Genomic DNA, 16,828 nt, shown 5'->3' with positions numbered 1-16,828 from the left:
CGTGCTCAGTGGCCTCCGCCGAGGTTGCCGGTCAGCCGCTGGTGGAGAGCCGCCGCGGTGTCGTGGAGATCGCGGATCTCCACCGCCTTGCCGCACTGCTCGTACAAGCGGTCAACCGACGATGTCGCGCCGCCGCAAGGCCCACACGCTGCCGGCGATCAGTATCGCGGTCGCGCCCCACAACGCGATGCATCCGGCTGGAGCCAGACCCTCCACGAGCGGCGGCTGGTGGAATGCCCAGGAGTACGGGGAGAGGATGCGCAGCCATTCGGCATCCGGAGCCTGATTCGAGATCGCGTTGAACGCGTATCCGACCACGGCGATCCCCGCGCCCGCCGCGACGCCTCGACTGCGACGGCCGGTCAGCGCGCCGACGAAGAGGGAGACGGTGCCGGACAGCATCGTGACCCCGACGAACACGACTGTCTCGTCGACGATGCGCCACGGCTCGATGTCGAGCGAAGCGGAACCGTTCAGGGCGAAGATGATGATCGCGGCGAAGACGCCGAGCCAGACCACCCTGATCAGCATCGCCGAGGCTGCCTGCATCGCGAAGGCCGCCCTGCCGACGCCGTGAGCGAGATCCAGCTCCAGGCGCCCGGACTCCTCCGCGCCGCCGATGGCGTCGGCGCCCCAGCTGACTGCGGCGATCGTGACCAGAAGGAATCCGATGAGTCCGTAGAAGGTGGCCTGCGTGTATCCGGCGCCGGTTCCGATCTGGTTGTAGCCGAGAGCGTTCACCAACTCGGGCGGCAGGCTCTCGATGATCTGCGTCATCTCGCCGTTGCCGCCGATGCTCGGGAACAGGGGTAGATAAAGGAACAGGATGGCGGCGATACCGACGGTCCATCCCAGCAGGCCGCGCCAGGATTCGCGCAGCGCGCGACGGAAGACGGGAAGCGGCTTAGACATCGTCGGCCTCCGTCGTCGCGGCCGGACTTCCGTAGAGCCGCAGGACGGACTCCTCGAGATCCGGCTCCTCGACCGCGAGGTCGACGATGCGGTGGCGGGCGATCGCCTTGACGAACGGATCGATGTCGCCCTCCACGGTGGCGGCGAGGCGCACCGATCCGTCTGTGTTCTGGATCTCCAGCTCTGCGACGTGCGGGATGCGACTGAGCTCCGCACGCAGCTCGTCCGCGTCGACCTCGGCGAACCCGGCCCGCACCCGGCGGATGGCGCCGAGCCGAAGAGATGCCACATCGCCCTCCGCGACGATACGGCCCGCACTCAGCACGGCCACGGCATCCGCCGTCTGCTGGATCTCGCTGAGCACATGAGAGCTCAGCAGCACCGTCTGCCCTCGGCCGCGCGCTTCGCGGACGAGCTGGAGGAACTCTCGCTGAACCAGCGGGTCCAGCCCGCTCGTCGGCTCGTCGAGGACGAGCAGTTCCGGTTCGTGCATGAAGGCCTGCACGATGCCGAGCTTCTGCTTGTTCCCCTTCGACAGCGTTCGTACAGGGCGGGTCAGATCGAGGCCGAGGCGAGAGGAGAGCCGGTCGATGGTGCCGGACGGTACCGGCCCGGAAACCTCCGCGTAGAAGTCGAGCATGCGGCGGCCGGTCATCCGCCCGTCGAGGCGGAGCTCTCCCGGGATGAATCCGATGCGGCGGCGCAACGCCGCACCCCCGGTGCGCGGGTCCTCACCGAGAACGCGCACTGTTCCGGATGTCGGGCGGATGATGTCGAGGATCATTCGCAGGGTGGTGGTCTTGCCGGCGCCGTTCGGACCGATGAGGCCGAAGACGGTGCCGGGTTCGATGGACAGGGTCAGCGAGTCGACAGCGGTGTGGCGCCCGTACTGCTTGCGCAGGCGGGAGAGGTCAACGGCAGAGTTCACGGTCCCGCTCCCTTTGCGTCCATCGCCCCAGTATGCCCGGTACCTGGACGGTGTCCACCTCTGGCCGGAGCTCAGACGCGGGAAGTGGTTCCTCGCACGATGAGCTCGAACGGGAGATCGGCGTGCTTCCTCGCCGGAGCGTCGGTGCCGTCCTCGAGCTTGGCGAGGACGGCGTCCGCGGCCCGCTCGCCCTGCCCGAGGGGGAACTGATCGACCGTCGTGAGCTGGAAGAACTCCCCGAGCTCGTGGCCGTCGATGCCGACGATCGAGAGGTCCTCCGGCACCCGGAAGCCCAGGTCCCGTGCGGCGAGGATCGCGCCGATCGCCATCTCGTCGGATGCTGCGAACACCGCCGTCGGCCGGGGGCCGGGGCGACCGAGCAGTTGCTTGGCCGCGCGATAACCGCCGCCGACGGTGAAGTCGGCCGGCTCCAGGAAGGCCGGATTCAACGGGATGCCGGCCGTGGCCAACCCCTTCTCGAATCCGAGACGCCGGTTCGTCGGGATGTGGAAGTCGAGGTCGAACTCCGGGTTCGCGCCGATGTGCGCGATGTCGCGGTGGCCGAGCCCGATCAGATGCTCGGTGGCGAGTTGCGCCACGGCCACATCGTCGACCGTCAGGGTGTCGAGGTTCGGATTCGGACCGCCGATCGCGATGACGGGGAGTCCGAGGTCGATCAGTTGACGTGTCTCGTTCTCGTCGAGCTCGATCGACACCGCGATGACGGCATCCACCCGCTGACGCCGCAGGAAGGTGTCGAACACCTCGCTGCGGACGTCGCGGTCGGCGGTGATGTTGTACAGCGTGATGTCGTAGCCCTGACGCATCAGAGCGCTGGAAACCCCCGACAGCACCGCGCTGAAGAACCACCGATCCAGGAACGGGACGACCACGCCGATGTTCTTCGTGCGCCCGGAGGCCAGGCTCGATGCGCGTGATGAGACGACGTAGCCGAGCTGGTGAGCCGCGGCGCGCACTCGTTCCCGAGATGATTCGGAGACGTGCCCGCGTCCGCTGAGGGCGCGCGACACCGTCGCCGTGGAGACTCCGGCCAGTCGCGCGACCTCATCGATGCTCGCCATGACAGGCGTTCAGCCCTTGGTGTACCAGGCGGCGGTGTCGACGGGCAGTGCCGTGCCCTCGAACGGCTGGCTCTGCAGCACGAACGTGACATCCTCGCCGAGCTCGAGCGGCTCGGTGCCCAGGTTCGCCGCGACGTGGATGTCGCCACGGCGGAAGGCCACAGCATCCGCTCCGGCGTCCTCCCAGATCAGTGAGCCGGTGCCGAGGCCGCGCGCGCGGCGCTCGGCCAGCAGCTCCTTGTACAGGGACAGGGTCGAGGTGGGGTCCGCGCTCTCGGTGTCGCGCGCGTACTGCGTCCACTCGGCCGGCTGCGGGAGCCAGGAGTCGCCGGTGTCGTTGAAGCCGAAGGCCGGAGCATCCGCCTCCCACGGCAGCGGAACGCGGCAGCCGTCGCGGCCGTAGCGCTCACCGTTCGTGCGGAACCAGGTCGGGTCCTGACGGAACTCGTCGGGGATCTCCATCGCCTCGGGCAGGCCGAGCTCTTCACCCTGATACAGGTACGACGAGCCGGGGAGGGCGAGCATCAGCGTGGTCGCCGCGCGGGCGCGGGCCAGCCCGATGGCGGTGTCCGGCTTGTCGGGAGTCTCCGGTCCGATGCCCTCGCCCTGCGGGTTCTCCGCCGTCAGGGCAAGACGCGAGGCGTGCCGCACGACATCGTGATTCGAGAGCACCCAGGTGCTGGGCGCGCCGACCTTGCCGAACTCGTCCAGCGATTCGCGGATCACCGCGCCGAGGGCCTCGGCGTCCCAGGCGGTCATCAGATACGGGAAGTTGAACGTCTGGTGCATCTCATCGGGACGCACCCAGAGCGCCGTCTTCTTCAGAGTCGGCAGCCAGGCCTCGCCGCACAGCGCGCGATCACCGTCGTACTCCGCGAGCAACTGATGCCAGTCCCGGTAGATGTCGTGCACTTCGTCCTGGCCCCAGTACGGGACGTTCTCCTCGCCGCCACCCATCGAGTCGGCATCCGCGACCGGGGCGTAGTCGGGAAGACCCGCCTCCTTGACCATGCCGTGCGCGACGTCGACGCGGAAGCCGTCGACTCCGCGGTCGAGCCAGAAGCGCAGGATCGAGCGGAACTCCTCGCGGACCTCGGCGTTGGTCCAGTCGAAATCCGGCTGGCTGGGGTCGAAGATGTGCAGGTACCACTGGCCGGGAGTGCCGTCGGCCTCGATCACGCGCTCCCACATCCCGCCGCCGAACACGGATTCCCAGTTGTTCGGAGGAAGCTCGCCGTTCTTGCCGCGACCGTCGCGGAACACGTAGCGCCCGCGCTCGCGGCTGCCGGGGGCGGCCTTCAGGGCCTCCTGGAACCAGACGTGCTGGTCAGAGGAGTGGTTGGGGACGAGGTCGACGATGACGCGGATGCTGCGGGCGTGCGCCTGCGCGAGCATCTCGTCGAAGTCGGCGAGCGTGCCGAAGATCGGGTCGACGTCGCGGTAGTCGGCGACGTCGTAACCCGCATCCTTCTGCGGGCTGGTCATGAACGGGCTCAGCCAGATCGCGTCGATGCCCAACTCCTGGAGGTCATCGAGGCGCGAGGTGATGCCGGGAAGATCGCCGATGCCGTCGCCGGACGCGTCCGCGAAGGAGCGGGGGTAGATCTGGTAGATGACCGCGCTGCGCCACCACTCGGAACCGGGGGCTGCGATCTGCTCAAGCTGTGCCATGCGATCAGAATAGTGCAAACGCTTACAGTCTTGGTAGATGCGGGATCGAATCGGTTCGGTGAGGTCTTGCGCCTGCGTGCCTTTGCCGCGCTTGCAGGCGCAGGGCTACGCTCAGCGCAAGACGGGTCTTCCGGATCCGTCCTGACGGCGAGGAGACATCATGGTTCCTGAGATCAACTACTGGGCGGTGCTGCTGGCGACGGCGTCGAGCATGCTCGTCGGATCGATCTGGTACGCGCCGAAGGTCTTCGGCACGCGCTGGTCGAAACTGGCGAACGTCGACATGGACAAGCCCGCGGCGAGTGCGACGATGGCCATCATCACGACCGTGATCGTGAGCTTCATCACCGCATGGGTGCTCGCCGGTGCGACGGCGATCGCCTGGCACTTCTACGAGGGGTCATTCTTCGGTGCGGCCGTCATCACCGCGGTCACGCTGTGGGCCGGGTTCACCGCGGCGCGTTTCATCACGCACGACGCGTTCGAAGGGCGCCCGACGGCGCTGACCACGATGAACATCGCACACGAACTCGTCACGGTCCTCGTGATGGCCGTGCTGATCGGGGTGTGGCCGCCGGCCCTCGGGTAGCGCCGAGCATCCGTCCCGCCTGCTGTGCCAGGTGCAGGGCCGAATCACGGATGCAGGATGAAACGCCGCTGATCGGTCCTGCATCCGTACGTTCGTCCTGCAAGTGGAACGCGACGGACGGATGCCGCGACGGACGGATGCCGCGGACGGACGGATGTTTCCGCGATGCCTTAAGCTGCGACGCGGGCGACCGCGGCGATCGCGCTCGCGAAGAAGCCGATGCCGTCGATGCCGGATCGCATCGCCGCTGCCGTGTCGGGGCCGAAGCCGGCCTCGGTCGCGTGCTCCGGATGCGGCATCAGACCGACGACGTTCCCAGCCTCGTTCGTGAGGCCGGCGATGTCGCGGAGCGAGCCGTTCGGGTTCACCCCGGCGTAGCGGAAGGCGACGAGGCCCTCGCCTTCGATGCGGTCGAGTGTCTGTTCGTCGGCGATGTAGCCGCCGTCGGCGTTCTTGAGCGGGATCACGATCTCCTGACCCGCGCGGAAGGTGTTCGTCCACGCGGTGTCGGAGTTCTCGACCGTCAGCCTCTGGTCGCGGCGCACGAAGTGCTGGTGGCCGTTGCGGATCAGGCCGCCGGGCAGCAGGTGCGCCTCGACGAGCATCTGGAAGCCGTTGCAGATGCCGAGGACGGGCATGCCCTTGGCTGCGGCATCCTTCACCTCGGCCATGATCGGCGAGAGAGCGGCGATCGCGCCGGCTCGCAGGTAGTCGCCGTAGCTGAAGCCACCGGGAAGCACGAGGGCGTCGACACCGTCGAGGTCGTGCGAACCGTGCCAGAGCGCGACGGGCTCGGCCCCCGCGATGCGGACGGCGCGCTGCGCGTCGCGGTCGTCGAGCGAGCCGGGGAAGGTGATGACACCGATGCGGACGGTCACTCGGCGACCTCGATGCCGACGACGTCTTCGATCACGGAGTTGGAGAGCACCTCGTCTGCGATGCGCTTGGCCTCGGCGAGAATCTCGTCGGTGACCTCGCCCTCGACGGTGAGTTCGAAGCGTTTTCCGATGCGGACATCGGTGAAGCCCTCGACGCCCAGGCGTGCGAACGCTCCGGAGACGGCCTTCCCCTGCGGGTCGAGCAGTTCGGGCTTGGGCATGACGTCGACGACGATGATGGGCATGAACGGCTCCAGAAGTCGCGGGAAGGCTGGCCGCCTCAGTCTACCGGCCCGCGGCATCCCCCCACGCGGCGGTCAGGAGCGGAAGACCGTGTGCACGTCGCCGATGACGTCGCGGCCGCCGAGGCCCTGGATCTCGAAGAGCACCGAGATGCCGGCGACCTGGCAGCCGAGGCGCTCGAGGATCTGGCGACCGGCCGCGAGAGTGCCGCCGGTGGCGAGCACGTCGTCGATGAGCAGAACGCGTGACCCCGCCGGCAGATCATCGTGCATCTCGATCGTCGCGGTGCCGTACTCGAGGGCGTAGTCGACGGATGCCGCCGGCCGGGGCAGTTTGCCCGCCTTGCGGATCGGGATGAACCCGACTCCGGCGGCGATCGCGGCGGCTCCGGCCAGGATGAACCCGCGCGCCTCGACGCCGGCGACCACATCGAACTGGCCGGCGAACGGCTCGATGATGGCCTCGATCGTGACGCGCAGTGCCTCGGCATCCGCCAGCAACGGCGTGATGTCGCGGAACACGATGCCCGGCTGCGGGTAGTCCGGCACAGAGCGGATCAGCGTTTCGGCGCGGACGAGGGAAGGCGACAGTTCGGCGGGAGGCACCGGGCAAGGTTACCCCGCTGAGGGTCCGCGAGCCCTGTCGATCGGTGTCGCTTGACTTTCGTGGGAGCGCTCCCATACAGTGGCTGACACCTCGTGGGAGCGCTCCCACGGTATTGAAGATCAACGCCGTGCGCCCACGACCTGCACCACTGCATCCCATCCACACACAAAGGAGTGACCTGTGAATACACGCGCCCAACGGCGGATCCTCACGACGGCCGCCGTCGCCTCCATCTCTGCTCTCGCCCTCGCCGGCTGCGCATCCGGCGCGGAGGGCGGCAGCAGCGACCCGAACGACGAGGTGACGCTGACCGTCGCCACGTTCAACGACTTCGGCTACACCGACGAGCTCCTCCAGGAGTACATGGACGAGCACCCTAACGTGAAGATCGTGCACAACCGCGCCGCGACCAGCAACGACGCACGCGAGAACTACTTCCAGAAGCTCGGCAAGACCGGTCTCGCCGACATCGAGGCCATCGAGGTCGACTGGCTCCCCGAGGTCATGAAGTACTCCGACCTGCTCGCTCCGGTCGGCGACGACCTCAAGGACCGCTGGCTGGACTGGAAGACCGAGGCGGCGACGGATGCCGAGGGCAACCTCATCGGCTACGGCACCGACATCGGCCCCGAGGGCGTCTGCTACCGCACCGACCTGTTCGCCGCGGCCGGCCTGCCGACCGACCGCGAGGAAGTCGCCGCTCTCCTCGAGGGGGACTGGGCGAAGTACTTCGAGGTCGGCCAGAAGTACACGGATGCCACGGGCAAGGCCTTCTTCGATTCGGCGGGCGGCACCTACCAGGGCATGATCAACCAGATCGAGGCCGCCTACGAGGACCCGAAGTCCGGTGACATCGTCGCCACCGAGAACGGCGAGGTCAAGGACATCTACGACCAGCTGCTCGCGGCCAGCAAGAGCCAGTCGGCGCACCTCGGCCAGTGGTCCGACGACTGGTTCGCCGGCGTCTCCAACGGCGCGTTCGCGACCATGCTCTGCCCCGGCTGGATGCTCGGTGTCATCGAGGGCAACGCGAAGGACGTCACCACCTGGGACATCGCCGACGTCTTCCCGAACGGCGGCGGCAACTGGGGCGGCTCGTACCTGACCGTCCCGTCCACCGGCAAGAACGTGGCCGCTGCCCAGGAGCTCGCAGACTGGCTGACCGCACCCGAGCAGCAGGTCAAGGCATTCGCGAATGCGGGAACCTTCCCGAGCCAGAACGACGCTCTCACCGACTCGACGCTGCTCGACAGCACCAACGAGTACTTCGGCGGGGCGCCGGTCGGTCAGATCCTCTCCGAGCGCGCGAAGGCCGTGACGGTCGCACCGTTCAAGGGCGAGTTCTACTTCCAGATCAACGACGCCATGCAGAAGGCGCTCACCCGCGTCGAGGACGGCACGCAGGATGCCACGACGAGCTGGGACCAGTGGGTCTCCGAAGTCGAGGCCATCAAGTAGCAAGCGCCCTCCGGTCGTTGAGCGAGCGGAGCGAGACGAAACGCGGCCACGCAATCACCGCGTTTCGTCTCGGTCGCTGCGCTCCCTCGCTCAACGACCGGAACCGGTCGAGCCATCGACGAACCCAAGGAACCTCATGACCGTCGCATCCGCCGCACCACCGAGGCGAGTCGGCTTCAGTCAGCGCCGTGCGCGCTGGGATCTGAAGCTCTCGCCGTACCTCTACATCTCGCCGTTCTTCCTGCTCTTCCTCGTGGTCGGGATGTTCCCGATCGCCTATACCGCCGTCATCTCGTTCATGGACTGGGACCAGGTCCGCGGGAACGGCGAGTTCATCGGCTTCGAGCAGTACGCCTACATCCTCGGCCAGCCGAAGTTCTGGGTGGCGCTGCGCAATACATTCAGCATCTTCCTGCTCTCCAGCATCCCCCAGCTGATCGCGGCCGTCGCGATCGCCGCCGTGCTCGATCAGAACATCCGGGGGAAGACCTTCTGGCGGATGGGCGTCCTGGTGCCGTACGTGATGGCGCCCGTCGCGGTGGCCCTCATCTTCAGCAACATGTTCGGCGACAAGTACGGCATCGTGAACTCGCTGCTGGCCGACATCGGCATCGGCGCGATCCCCTGGCATTCCAACGCCTTCGCGAGTCACATCGCGATCGCGACCATGGTGAACTTCCGCTGGACCGGGTACAACACGCTCATCCTGCTCGCGGCGATGCAGGCCATCCCGCGGGACTACTACGAGGCGGCCACCGTCGACGGCGCCGGCAAGGTGCGCCAGTTCTTCGCGATCACCCTGCCGAGCCTGCGGCCGACGCTCATCTTCGTGATCATCACGTCGACGATCGGCGGCCTGCAGATCTTCGACGAGCCCCGCATGTACGACCAGTACGGCACCGGCGGCGCGAACAGCCAGTGGCTGACGATCACGCTGTACCTCTACAACATCGGCTGGGGGGAGTGGAACTTCGGCCGCGCCGCGGCGCTCGCGTGGATCCTCTTCGTCATCGTGCTGGTGATCGGCATGATCAACCTTCTCGTCACGCGGGCACTCGTCCGTGGCGATGCCGCGAACTCGGTCCGCACACCGATCAAGAAAAAGGGACGGATGCCGTCATGAGCGTGATCGACAAGACGGACGCCGTGGAAGAGACGAGTCCGCGTACTGGTCGGAGGGCCCTGGGCGGTTCGACGGGGGGTCGCAGTCGGAGGACCCGCCATGTGCGGGGCTCGCGTCCTGGGTGGATCGTCTACGCGACGCTCGGCATCGTGCTGCTCGGCAGTGTGTTCCCCTTCTACTGGTCCTTCCTCATCGGCTCGGGCGACGCCTATACCCTCCGCGATCCGAACATGTCGTGGATCCCTGGCGGGAACTTCTGGCAGAACGCTCTGGCTGTCATGAATGATCCGGCGGTGAACTTCTGGCGTGCGCTGTGGAACTCGATCTACACGTCGGCGCTGATCGCGGCATCCGTCGTGTTCTTCTCCACGCTCGCGGGTTGGGCGTTCGCGAAACTGAAGTTCAAGGGACGCGGCTGGCTGCTGGCGTTCGTCGTCGGAACGATGGCGGTGCCGACCCAGCTCGGCGTCGTGCCGCTCTACGTGCTGTTCAGCGAACTCGGCTGGACGGGCAGCACCGGCGCGATCATCATCCCGGCGCTGACGAGCGCGTTCGGCGTCTTCTGGATGACGCAGTACCTGGGGCAGGCGGTGCCGGACGAGCTCATCGAGGCGGCGCGCATGGATGGTGCATCCTCGTTCCGCACCTTCTGGACGATCGGCGTACCGGCGGCGCGGCCCGCAGCAGCGATGCTCGGGCTCTTCACATTCGTCTCGGCCTGGAACAACTTCTTCTGGCCCTTCATCGTGCTCGATCGCCAGGACCCGACGCTCCCCGTCGCCCTCTCCCTGCTCCAGTCGAACCACTTCGTCGACTACTCGATCGTGCTCGCCGGGGTGCTGCTCTCGACCATTCCGCTGCTCCTGCTCTTCGTCGTGGCTGGCCGTCAGCTGGTCAGTGGCATCATGCAGGGCGCAGTGAAAGGATGACCTCCATGACCCGACCCTTCCCAGAGAACTTCCTCTTCGGTGCCGCGACGGCCGCGTACCAGATCGAAGGTGCGGCGTTCGAAGACGGTCGCACGGCGTCGATCTGGGATGCGTTCGCCCGCGTGCCTGGCGCGGTGATCAACGCCGACAACGGCGACGTGGCCTGCGACCACTACCACCGGTACCCGCAGGACGTCGCGCTGATGAAGGAACTGGGGCTGCAGACGTACCGCTTCTCGACCTCGTGGTCGCGGGTTCGTCCTGACGGCGGAGCCGTCAACGCGAAGGGCGTCGACTTCTACAAGCGGCTCGTCGACGAGCTGCTCGGCAAGGACATCGTGCCGTGGCTGACCCTTTACCACTGGGACATGCCGCAGGCGCTGGAGCTGCACGGCGGCTGGACGAACCGCGACACCGTGAGCCGTTTCTTGGAGTACGCGGACACCATGCACGACGCCCTGGGTGATCGGGTGCACTACTGGACGACGCTCAACGAGCCGTGGTGCTCATCGTTCCTCTCCTACACCGCGGGGGTCCATGCCCCAGGGCGCATGGACGTCGGCGACGGGATGCTCGCCGCGCATCATCTCCTCCTGGCCCACGGCAAGACCGTGCAGGAGCTGCGTACGCGCGACCCGAAGCTCGAGCTCGGCATCACCCTGAACCTCACCGTCGCGGATCCCGCTGATCCGGATGCTCCCGCCGACATCGACGCCGCCCGTCGCATCGACGGACAGTTCAACCGCTGGTTCCTCGACCCGATCTTCCGCGGGAACTACCCCGACGACGTCATCCGCGACTTCCGCAAGGTCGACAGCGACGCAGTCTCCCGTTGGGAACAGGCGGTGCTGCCTGGCGATCTCGATGCGATCTCCACTCCGCTCGACGCCCTGGGCGTGAACTACTACCACGGCGAGATGGTGGCCGGAAGTGTTCCGGAGCAGGCGGCGCCAGGCGGCGATGCGCCGACGGAGCGGAAGACGGCCTCCCCGTTCCCGTCGACCGACGGCATCCACTGGGTCGAGCGCGGGCTGCCGCGCACCGCCATGGGGTGGGAGGTGCAGCCGGAAGGGCTGACCCGTCTGCTGCGACGCGTCTCCGACGAGTACGCCGACGGCATTCCGCTGTACGTCACCGAGAACGGCGCCGCCTACGATGACGTGCGCGAAGGCGACACGGTTCCGGATGCCGAGCGCCGTACATTCCTCGTCGAGCATGTCAAGGCGATCGTGGATGCGATCGACGCCGGCATCGACGTGCGCGGCTACTTCTACTGGTCGCTGCTCGACAATTACGAGTGGGCGTGGGGCTACGAGAAGCGCTTCGGCATCGTCCGCGTCGAGTACGACACCCAGGAGCGGATCCTCAAGGACAGCGGCCGGGAGTACGCTCGAATCATCGCAGCGCGCGCCGTGTGACCACGGTCGATCAGCCTTCCGTGAATCGATCTCGGCGGGCCGGCCGGGAACGTTGCGTCACAGGAGGATGCCGATGACGAGGGCGACGATCGAAGAGGTCGCCGCGACCGCCGGAGTGTCGCGCTCCACGGTTTCGCGGGTCGTCAACGGCTCGACGGCGGTGAGCGCGGAAGCACTCACCGCGGTGCAGGATGCGATCCAGCGTCTGAACTACGTGCCGAACCGTGCGGCGCGAACCCTCGCCAGTCGGCAGACGCACGCCATCGCGCTGATCGTTCCCGAAGACACCACGCGATTCTTCGGCGACCCGTTCTTCGCGGCCATCGTCGCCGGCATCAGCGCGCGGATGATCCGGTCGGACTACATCTTGAACCTTCTGATCGCCAGCGACGATCCAGGGGAGAAGACGACGAGCTTCGTGCGCAACGGGGGCGTCGACGGGGCGATCATCGTGTCGCACCACACCAGCGACTCCTTCGTGGACCGCATCGCCGAGTCGGTTCCGGTCGTGTTCGGCGGCCGGCCGATCACGGCGCGGCCCAACGACTACATGGTCGACGTCGACAATGTGCTGGGCGGCCGCGACGCAGCCCAGTACCTGATCGACCGCGGGCACCGTCGGATCGCCACCGTGACGGGATCACTGACGATGCCCGCAGCCGTCGACCGTCTTCATGGGTTCCGGGAGGCGCTCGCCGGGGCGGGTCTCGAGCCGGTCGCCGAGATCGACGGCGGGTTCAGTGAGGAGGGCGCTGCCGAGGCCGCGCGCCGGCTGCTGGCATCCGGGTCAGCCCTGCCCGATGCCATATTCGTGGCCAGCGACCTGATGGCGCGTGGTGTGCTGCAGGTGCTCCGCGGCGCAGGGGTCCGGGTTCCGGACGACGTCGCCGTCATCGGCTTCGACGACTCGCAGGTCGCGGTCGCGGTGGATCCGCCGCTCACCACGATCCGTCAGCCCATGTACGCGCAGGGCGAGACGATGGCTTCGGTCCTGCTCGACGTGCTCGCGGGCCTCGAGCCCGCGCACGCGACGATCCTGTCGACCGAACTCGTGGTGCGCGCCTCGGCGTAGGTTGCTCGGTTCAGGGGTTGCCCGGCCAGGGGCGCCCAGCCAGGGGTCGTCCGTGGCCGCATCCACGACCATTTGGCGGCCATCTGCGTCCCCACCCGGTGGGGAGGGGGCGCTGGTGGTCGCATCCGTCGCCGAATGGTGACCATCTGCGTCCCCTCATGCGCCGCGATGCCGGGCGGGGCCTCGGGTATCCGCCGCTGAGCAACACACGGGCGCGGGCCCGCTGCTCCCCCTGAACGGGCCCGCGCTCGTGGTCTGTGCTGGCTGCGCGCGAACGGCAGCGGCAACGAGGATGCTCGATCACTTAAGTTGAATGAGCATTCAACGAGTAATCTATACGGCAGAGAGCCCGTGAGGAAAATCCGGTGGTCACGGGAGGAGGATGCCGCATGGCCCGCTCCGAGGAGCAGAACCGAATCGCCCGCGAACGCTCGCGCGAGAGCATCCTGCAGGCGGCCGTCGAGCTTTTCAGCGAACGCGGCGTCGCCGGAGCGAGCATTGCCGAGATCACCGGTCGCGCGCGCGTCGCCCAGGGGCTGGTCAATTACTATTTCGGCGGCAAGGAGCAACTCGTCGCTGCCGTGATCGACCGCTGGTTCGACATGCTCTTCGGTCTCGCCCGCGCGCAGGGCGACGCCGATGCGCGACTGGCTGGCGTGATCGATTCGGCGTTGATGGCGACAGCCTTCGCCCTACCGTTGCAGCGCGCTGTGCTCGCCATGCAGCAGCAGCCGTCGACGCACCGGCTGTTCGCCGAGGCGGAAGAGCGGCATGCTGCGGCTGTCATCGCCGCGGAGGACGCGGTTCGAGACATGTTCCGGGAGCGGGGCGCCGATGACCCCGCTGTCGAAGAGATCATGCTGCGCACGACGCTCGAGGGCATCGTCGTGAAGTACGGGGTGTACGGCGCCACATATCCGCTGGAAGCCGCGCGGCGGTGGGTCTACCGGATCTACGATCTCCCCGCCCCGGCCGAGCCTCTCCCACTGGCGCCCGGATCAGGCGACGGTGAGCACCGGCCGCGGGCGGCCGGCGCCGTCACCGACTAGCCTCGGTGTCGCTCAGCCCTTGCCCATGCGCGCGAAGGCGCCGAGCACCGTGCGTTCGGACTGGACGAGATACCGCTCCAATTCCTCAGCACCCGCATCCGCCCCGTGTTCGAGAAAGGCCGTGAGCACGGCGCGGTTCCTGCGTACGAAGGGCTCGTGCAACGAACGCGGATCGTCGATCTCGAGGAAGGCGAGACGCAGCTCGGCTGCGACGTCGCGGTAGGTGCGAGCCAGGCGGGGGCTGTCGGCGAGGTCGACGATGGCCACGTGGAACGCCATGTTCGCGCTTCCGACCTCACGCCACGCTGCCTCATCGCGCGGGGTGGCGCGGGAGATCCCGGCCTCGGCGGCCTCGACGGCATCGCGCATGCGCTGGACGGCAGGATGTTCGGGCTCGGAGTGCCGCAGTGCGGTGCATTCGATGACCCGGCGAGCGCGGTAGATGTCGACCACGTCGGCGATCGTGGGAGAGGCCACCGAGACCCCGCGATGGGGGATGTGTTCGATCAGCCCCTGTTCCTCGAGGACGCGGAAAGCCTCGCGGAGTGTGTTCCGGGAGACCTCGAAGCGCTCGGCGAGAACCGTTTCAGAGAGGCGTGCGCCCGGTGAGAACTCGCCGTCGATGATCTGCTGGCGAAGGACGTCGGCCAGCACTGCCTGTTGTGCCACGGCATCAGCGTAGGGCAGTTCCCGGCTGCATCCTCCGCTCTACGTTGAAAATTGTTGAACAATCTTGCCGGGAATGTTCTACACTCTTGGAAACCCGCACTTGACCCGCACCCGCCAATGACGATGGGAACCTCATGTCCGAGCAGACTCCTGCTGCCGCCCCTCCCGCCACTTCCACCCCCGAAGACGATGCGCGACTGGCCGCCGCGAAGAAGCGTGTGGGCCGCAGCGCCGTCATCGGCGCGATCTTCCTCATGGCGACCTCCGCCATCGGCCCGGGGTTCATCACCCAGACCGCCACGTTCACCGCGACGATGGGCGCCGCGTTCGCGTTCGCGATCCTGATCTCGATCCTGGTCGACATCGCGGTGCAGCTGAACATCTGGCGGATGATCACCTCGTCAGGCAAGCGCGCCGGCGAGCTGGCGAACTCCGCGATCCCGTTCTCCGGTCATGTGATCGCCGTGCTCGTGGTCATCGGCGGCCTCGCCTTCAACATCGGTAACATCGCCGGCGGCGGGCTGGGGCTGAACGCCCTGCTCGGCATCGACGCGAAGCTCGGCGGCATGATCACCGGCGGCATCGCGATCGCGCTGTTCCTGGTGAAGCGCGCCGGCAAGGTCATGGACATCGTCGTGCTGATCCTCGGCGTCGGCATGATCATCATGACCGTGATCGTCGCCTTCATCACCAATCCGCCCGTCGGCGATGCGCTTCGGCAGACCTTCCTGCCTGACCAGCTGAACTTCGCCACGATCACCACGATCGTCGGCGGCACCGTCGGCGGGTACATCACGTACTCCGGCGCGCACCGCTACCTCGACTCCGGGCACACCGGACCTGCGTACGCCGGGCCGGTGATGAAGGCCGCAGCCAACGGCATCCTGGTCACCGGCCTGATGCGTTACGTGCTCTTCCTCGCGATCCTCGGGGTCGTGGCCTCCGGCGTGACCCTCGACCTCACCACCAACGCCGCCAACCCCGCGGGGCAGGCCTTCGGAGCGGCGCTCGGCGACGGCGGCATCCGCATCTTCGGAGCGATCTTCTGGGCGGCTGCGATCAGCTCGGTCATCGGTGCGGCATACACCTCGGCGACCTTCCTCTCCACGTTCAACAAGAAGCTCGCCGGCGGATGGCCGTTGCAGTTGGCGACCGTCGCCTTCATCGTGGTGTCGTTCATCGTCTACGTGTCGATCGGCACCGCCCCGGCAGCGATCCTGGTCTTCGTCGGCGGATTCAACGGGCTCATCCTCCCGATCGGTCTCACCGTCTTCATGTACATCGGCTGGTTCCGTCGCGACCTGCTCGGCGCCAAGAAGTACCCGATCTGGCTCCTGGTCGCCGGGACCCTGGCCACCGCGCTCACCTGGTACATGGGCGCCGTCTCGATCGTCCCCATCTTCGCGCTGCTCGGAACCGGAGCGTGATCTGATGGCGACCATCGATCTGAACTCGGACCTCGGGGAGAACGTTCCCGACCGGATCGTGAGCGACGACGACGCGATGCTCGCAATCGTCACCAGCGCCAACGTCTCCTGCGGCTTCCACGCCGGTAGCCCCGAGGGGATCCGGGCGACCGTCGCCGCAGCGGTGCGCAACGGCGTCACGATCGGCGCGCACCCGGGTTACCGTGACTACGAGAACTTCGGTCGCACGATTGTCGACATCGACTCCGCGACGCTGCAGGCGCATGTCGAGTACCAGCTCGGCGCGCTGGAGGCGCTCACCCGCTCGGTCGGCGGCACCGTCGCCTACGTCAAGCCCCATGGCGCGCTCTACAACACCATCGCCCGCGACGAACGTCAGGCGAAGGATGTCGTCGCGGCGATCCGTGCGGTGAATCCACGGCTCGTGCTGCTGGGTCTCGCCGGCGGAGTCGTTCTCGACGTCGCCCGACGTGCGGGTCTCGCCGTCGCGGCCGAGGCCTTCGCCGACCGGGCCTATCTGCCGGACGGTCAGCTGGTCTCGCGAACGCAGGAGGGCGCGGTGCTGCACGATGCGTCCGCCGTCGCCGAGCGGATGCTGCGACTGGCGCAAGAGGGGGTCGTCCGCGCGATCGACGGGACCGACGTGCGGGTGGAAGCGCAATCGATCTGCGTGCACGGTGACAGCCGCGGATCCGTGGCGATGGCGGCGGAGACGCGGCGCCTGCTTGAAAGCGCCGGAATCGTCATCGCGCCGTTCGCCGGAGTCTGAGATGA

Annotated in this window: 17 protein-coding genes; 9 read left to right on the top strand and 8 right to left on the bottom strand. The window is 67.4% G+C overall.

Annotated elements, in window-relative coordinates; all coding sequences use genetic code 11:
• Window positions 1-111 precede the first annotated feature (111 nt).
• The 4 genes from MRBLWO13_RS02715 to MRBLWO13_RS02700 all read right to left on the bottom strand — a co-directional run bounded on the left by MRBLWO13_RS02715 (window position 112) and on the right by MRBLWO13_RS02700 (window position 4,593).
• Window positions 112-912 (bottom strand): ABC transporter permease subunit, encoded by an 801-nt coding sequence (locus tag MRBLWO13_RS02715; protein ID WP_341976251.1) that lies wholly within the window; start codon window positions 910-912, stop codon window positions 112-114.
• The gene (locus MRBLWO13_RS02710; protein ID WP_341976250.1) at window positions 905-1,840 is read right to left on the bottom strand and encodes an ABC transporter ATP-binding protein; all 936 of its coding nucleotides are present in this window, start codon (window positions 1,838-1,840) and stop codon (window positions 905-907) included. Before MRBLWO13_RS02710 ends, MRBLWO13_RS02715 begins: the two co-directional genes overlap by 8 nt.
• Window positions 1,841-1,911: 71 nt before the next feature.
• Window positions 1,912-2,922 (bottom strand): LacI family DNA-binding transcriptional regulator, encoded by a 1,011-nt coding sequence (locus tag MRBLWO13_RS02705; RefSeq protein WP_341976249.1) that lies wholly within the window; start codon window positions 2,920-2,922, stop codon window positions 1,912-1,914.
• 9 nt (window positions 2,923-2,931) lie between these two features.
• On the bottom strand, window positions 2,932-4,593 hold the full coding sequence (locus MRBLWO13_RS02700) for an alpha-amylase family glycosyl hydrolase (protein ID WP_341976248.1): 1,662 nt from the start codon (window positions 4,591-4,593) through the stop codon (window positions 2,932-2,934).
• Window positions 4,594-4,753: 160 nt separating this feature from the next.
• Between MRBLWO13_RS02700 and MRBLWO13_RS02695 the strand changes: the two genes are divergently transcribed.
• The gene (locus MRBLWO13_RS02695) at window positions 4,754-5,182 is read left to right on the top strand and encodes a DUF1761 domain-containing protein (RefSeq protein ID WP_341976247.1); all 429 of its coding nucleotides are present in this window, start codon (window positions 4,754-4,756) and stop codon (window positions 5,180-5,182) included.
• 170 nt (window positions 5,183-5,352) lie between these two features.
• On the opposite strand, the gene purQ is transcribed toward MRBLWO13_RS02695, so the two are convergent.
• The 3 genes from purQ to MRBLWO13_RS02680 all read right to left on the bottom strand — a co-directional run bounded on the left by purQ (window position 5,353) and on the right by MRBLWO13_RS02680 (window position 6,908).
• Window positions 5,353-6,060 carry a phosphoribosylformylglycinamidine synthase subunit PurQ gene (gene purQ / locus MRBLWO13_RS02690; protein ID WP_341976246.1) on the bottom strand — a complete coding sequence of 236 codons (708 nt, stop codon included), beginning with the start codon at window positions 6,058-6,060 and terminating at the stop codon, window positions 5,353-5,355.
• A complete protein-coding gene (purS, locus tag MRBLWO13_RS02685; RefSeq protein ID WP_341976245.1) occupies window positions 6,057-6,305 on the bottom strand; it encodes a phosphoribosylformylglycinamidine synthase subunit PurS in 249 nt (82 codons plus the stop codon). The genes purQ and purS overlap by 4 nt, the downstream gene beginning before the upstream one ends.
• 72 nt (window positions 6,306-6,377) lie before the next feature.
• Complete coding sequence (locus tag MRBLWO13_RS02680; RefSeq protein WP_341976244.1) at window positions 6,378-6,908, bottom strand: adenine phosphoribosyltransferase; 531 nt, start codon at window positions 6,906-6,908, stop codon at window positions 6,378-6,380.
• A gap of 181 nt (window positions 6,909-7,089) precedes the next feature.
• Here MRBLWO13_RS02680 and MRBLWO13_RS02675 point away from each other — a divergent pair, with 181 nt between their 5' ends.
• The 6 genes from MRBLWO13_RS02675 to MRBLWO13_RS02650 all read left to right on the top strand — a co-directional run bounded on the left by MRBLWO13_RS02675 (window position 7,090) and on the right by MRBLWO13_RS02650 (window position 13,958).
• Window positions 7,090-8,367: an ABC transporter substrate-binding protein gene (locus tag MRBLWO13_RS02675; RefSeq protein WP_341976243.1), complete on the top strand. Its 1,278-nt coding sequence runs from the start codon at window positions 7,090-7,092 to the stop codon at window positions 8,365-8,367.
• A gap of 136 nt (window positions 8,368-8,503) precedes the next feature.
• Window positions 8,504-9,490: a sugar ABC transporter permease gene (locus MRBLWO13_RS02670; protein WP_341976242.1), complete on the top strand. Its 987-nt coding sequence runs from the start codon at window positions 8,504-8,506 to the stop codon at window positions 9,488-9,490.
• Window positions 9,487-10,419, top strand: coding sequence for a carbohydrate ABC transporter permease (locus MRBLWO13_RS02665; RefSeq protein WP_341976241.1), 933 nt, complete (start codon window positions 9,487-9,489; stop codon window positions 10,417-10,419). The genes MRBLWO13_RS02670 and MRBLWO13_RS02665 overlap by 4 nt, the downstream gene beginning before the upstream one ends.
• Entirely contained in the window at window positions 10,416-11,837 is a 1,422-nt protein-coding gene (locus tag MRBLWO13_RS02660; RefSeq protein WP_341976240.1) for a GH1 family beta-glucosidase, read from the top strand. The genes MRBLWO13_RS02665 and MRBLWO13_RS02660 overlap by 4 nt, the downstream gene beginning before the upstream one ends.
• Before the next feature lie 73 nt (window positions 11,838-11,910).
• The gene (locus tag MRBLWO13_RS02655; RefSeq protein WP_341976238.1) at window positions 11,911-12,909 is read left to right on the top strand and encodes a LacI family DNA-binding transcriptional regulator; all 999 of its coding nucleotides are present in this window, start codon (window positions 11,911-11,913) and stop codon (window positions 12,907-12,909) included.
• A gap of 389 nt (window positions 12,910-13,298) precedes the next feature.
• On the top strand, window positions 13,299-13,958 hold the full coding sequence (locus tag MRBLWO13_RS02650) for a TetR/AcrR family transcriptional regulator (RefSeq protein WP_341976237.1): 660 nt from the start codon (window positions 13,299-13,301) through the stop codon (window positions 13,956-13,958).
• A 12-nt stretch (window positions 13,959-13,970) separates the two neighbouring features.
• Here MRBLWO13_RS02650 and MRBLWO13_RS02645 read toward each other — a convergent pair whose 3' ends face one another.
• A complete protein-coding gene (locus MRBLWO13_RS02645; protein WP_341976236.1) occupies window positions 13,971-14,627 on the bottom strand; it encodes a GntR family transcriptional regulator in 657 nt (218 codons plus the stop codon).
• Between the two features lie 134 nt (window positions 14,628-14,761).
• On the opposite strand from MRBLWO13_RS02645, the gene MRBLWO13_RS02640 reads away from it, so the two are divergent.
• Both MRBLWO13_RS02640 and MRBLWO13_RS02635 read left to right on the top strand, forming a co-directional pair.
• Window positions 14,762-16,054 carry an NRAMP family divalent metal transporter gene (locus MRBLWO13_RS02640; protein ID WP_341976235.1) on the top strand — a complete coding sequence of 431 codons (1,293 nt, stop codon included), beginning with the start codon at window positions 14,762-14,764 and terminating at the stop codon, window positions 16,052-16,054.
• Between the two features lie 4 nt (window positions 16,055-16,058).
• Entirely contained in the window at window positions 16,059-16,823 is a 765-nt protein-coding gene (locus tag MRBLWO13_RS02635; RefSeq protein ID WP_341976234.1) for a 5-oxoprolinase subunit PxpA, read from the top strand.
• Window positions 16,824-16,828: the final 5 nt, after the last annotated feature.

This window comes from Microbacterium sp. LWO13-1.2 (assembly GCF_038397725.1).
Lineage (GTDB): Bacteria > Actinomycetota > Actinomycetes > Actinomycetales > Microbacteriaceae > Microbacterium.
Note: the sequence above shows the minus strand (reverse complement) of the source record. Positions and strands in the feature narration are given on the sequence as shown.

What these genes read in the sequence shown, in the direction of transcription:
- MRBLWO13_RS02715 (WP_341976251.1), bottom strand. Translation starts at nt 912, where the DNA reads ATGTCTAAGCCGCTTCCCGTCTTCCGTCGCGCGCTGCGCGAATCCTGG.
- MRBLWO13_RS02705 (WP_341976249.1), bottom strand. Translation starts at nt 2,922, where the DNA reads ATGGCGAGCATCGATGAGGTCGCGCGACTGGCCGGAGTCTCCACGGCG.
- MRBLWO13_RS02700 (WP_341976248.1), bottom strand. Translation starts at nt 4,593, where the DNA reads ATGGCACAGCTTGAGCAGATCGCAGCCCCCGGTTCCGAGTGGTGGCGC.
- MRBLWO13_RS02695 (WP_341976247.1), top strand. Translation starts at nt 4,754, where the DNA reads ATGGTTCCTGAGATCAACTACTGGGCGGTGCTGCTGGCGACGGCGTCG.
- purS (WP_341976245.1), bottom strand. Translation starts at nt 6,305, where the DNA reads ATGCCCATCATCGTCGTCGACGTCATGCCCAAGCCCGAACTGCTCGAC.
- MRBLWO13_RS02670 (WP_341976242.1), top strand. Translation starts at nt 8,504, where the DNA reads ATGACCGTCGCATCCGCCGCACCACCGAGGCGAGTCGGCTTCAGTCAG.
- MRBLWO13_RS02665 (WP_341976241.1), top strand. Translation starts at nt 9,487, where the DNA reads ATGAGCGTGATCGACAAGACGGACGCCGTGGAAGAGACGAGTCCGCGT.
- MRBLWO13_RS02660 (WP_341976240.1), top strand. Translation starts at nt 10,416, where the DNA reads ATGACCTCCATGACCCGACCCTTCCCAGAGAACTTCCTCTTCGGTGCC.
- MRBLWO13_RS02655 (WP_341976238.1), top strand. Translation starts at nt 11,911, where the DNA reads ATGACGAGGGCGACGATCGAAGAGGTCGCCGCGACCGCCGGAGTGTCG.
- MRBLWO13_RS02650 (WP_341976237.1), top strand. Translation starts at nt 13,299, where the DNA reads ATGGCCCGCTCCGAGGAGCAGAACCGAATCGCCCGCGAACGCTCGCGC.
- MRBLWO13_RS02640 (WP_341976235.1), top strand. Translation starts at nt 14,762, where the DNA reads ATGTCCGAGCAGACTCCTGCTGCCGCCCCTCCCGCCACTTCCACCCCC.
- MRBLWO13_RS02635 (WP_341976234.1), top strand. Translation starts at nt 16,059, where the DNA reads ATGGCGACCATCGATCTGAACTCGGACCTCGGGGAGAACGTTCCCGAC.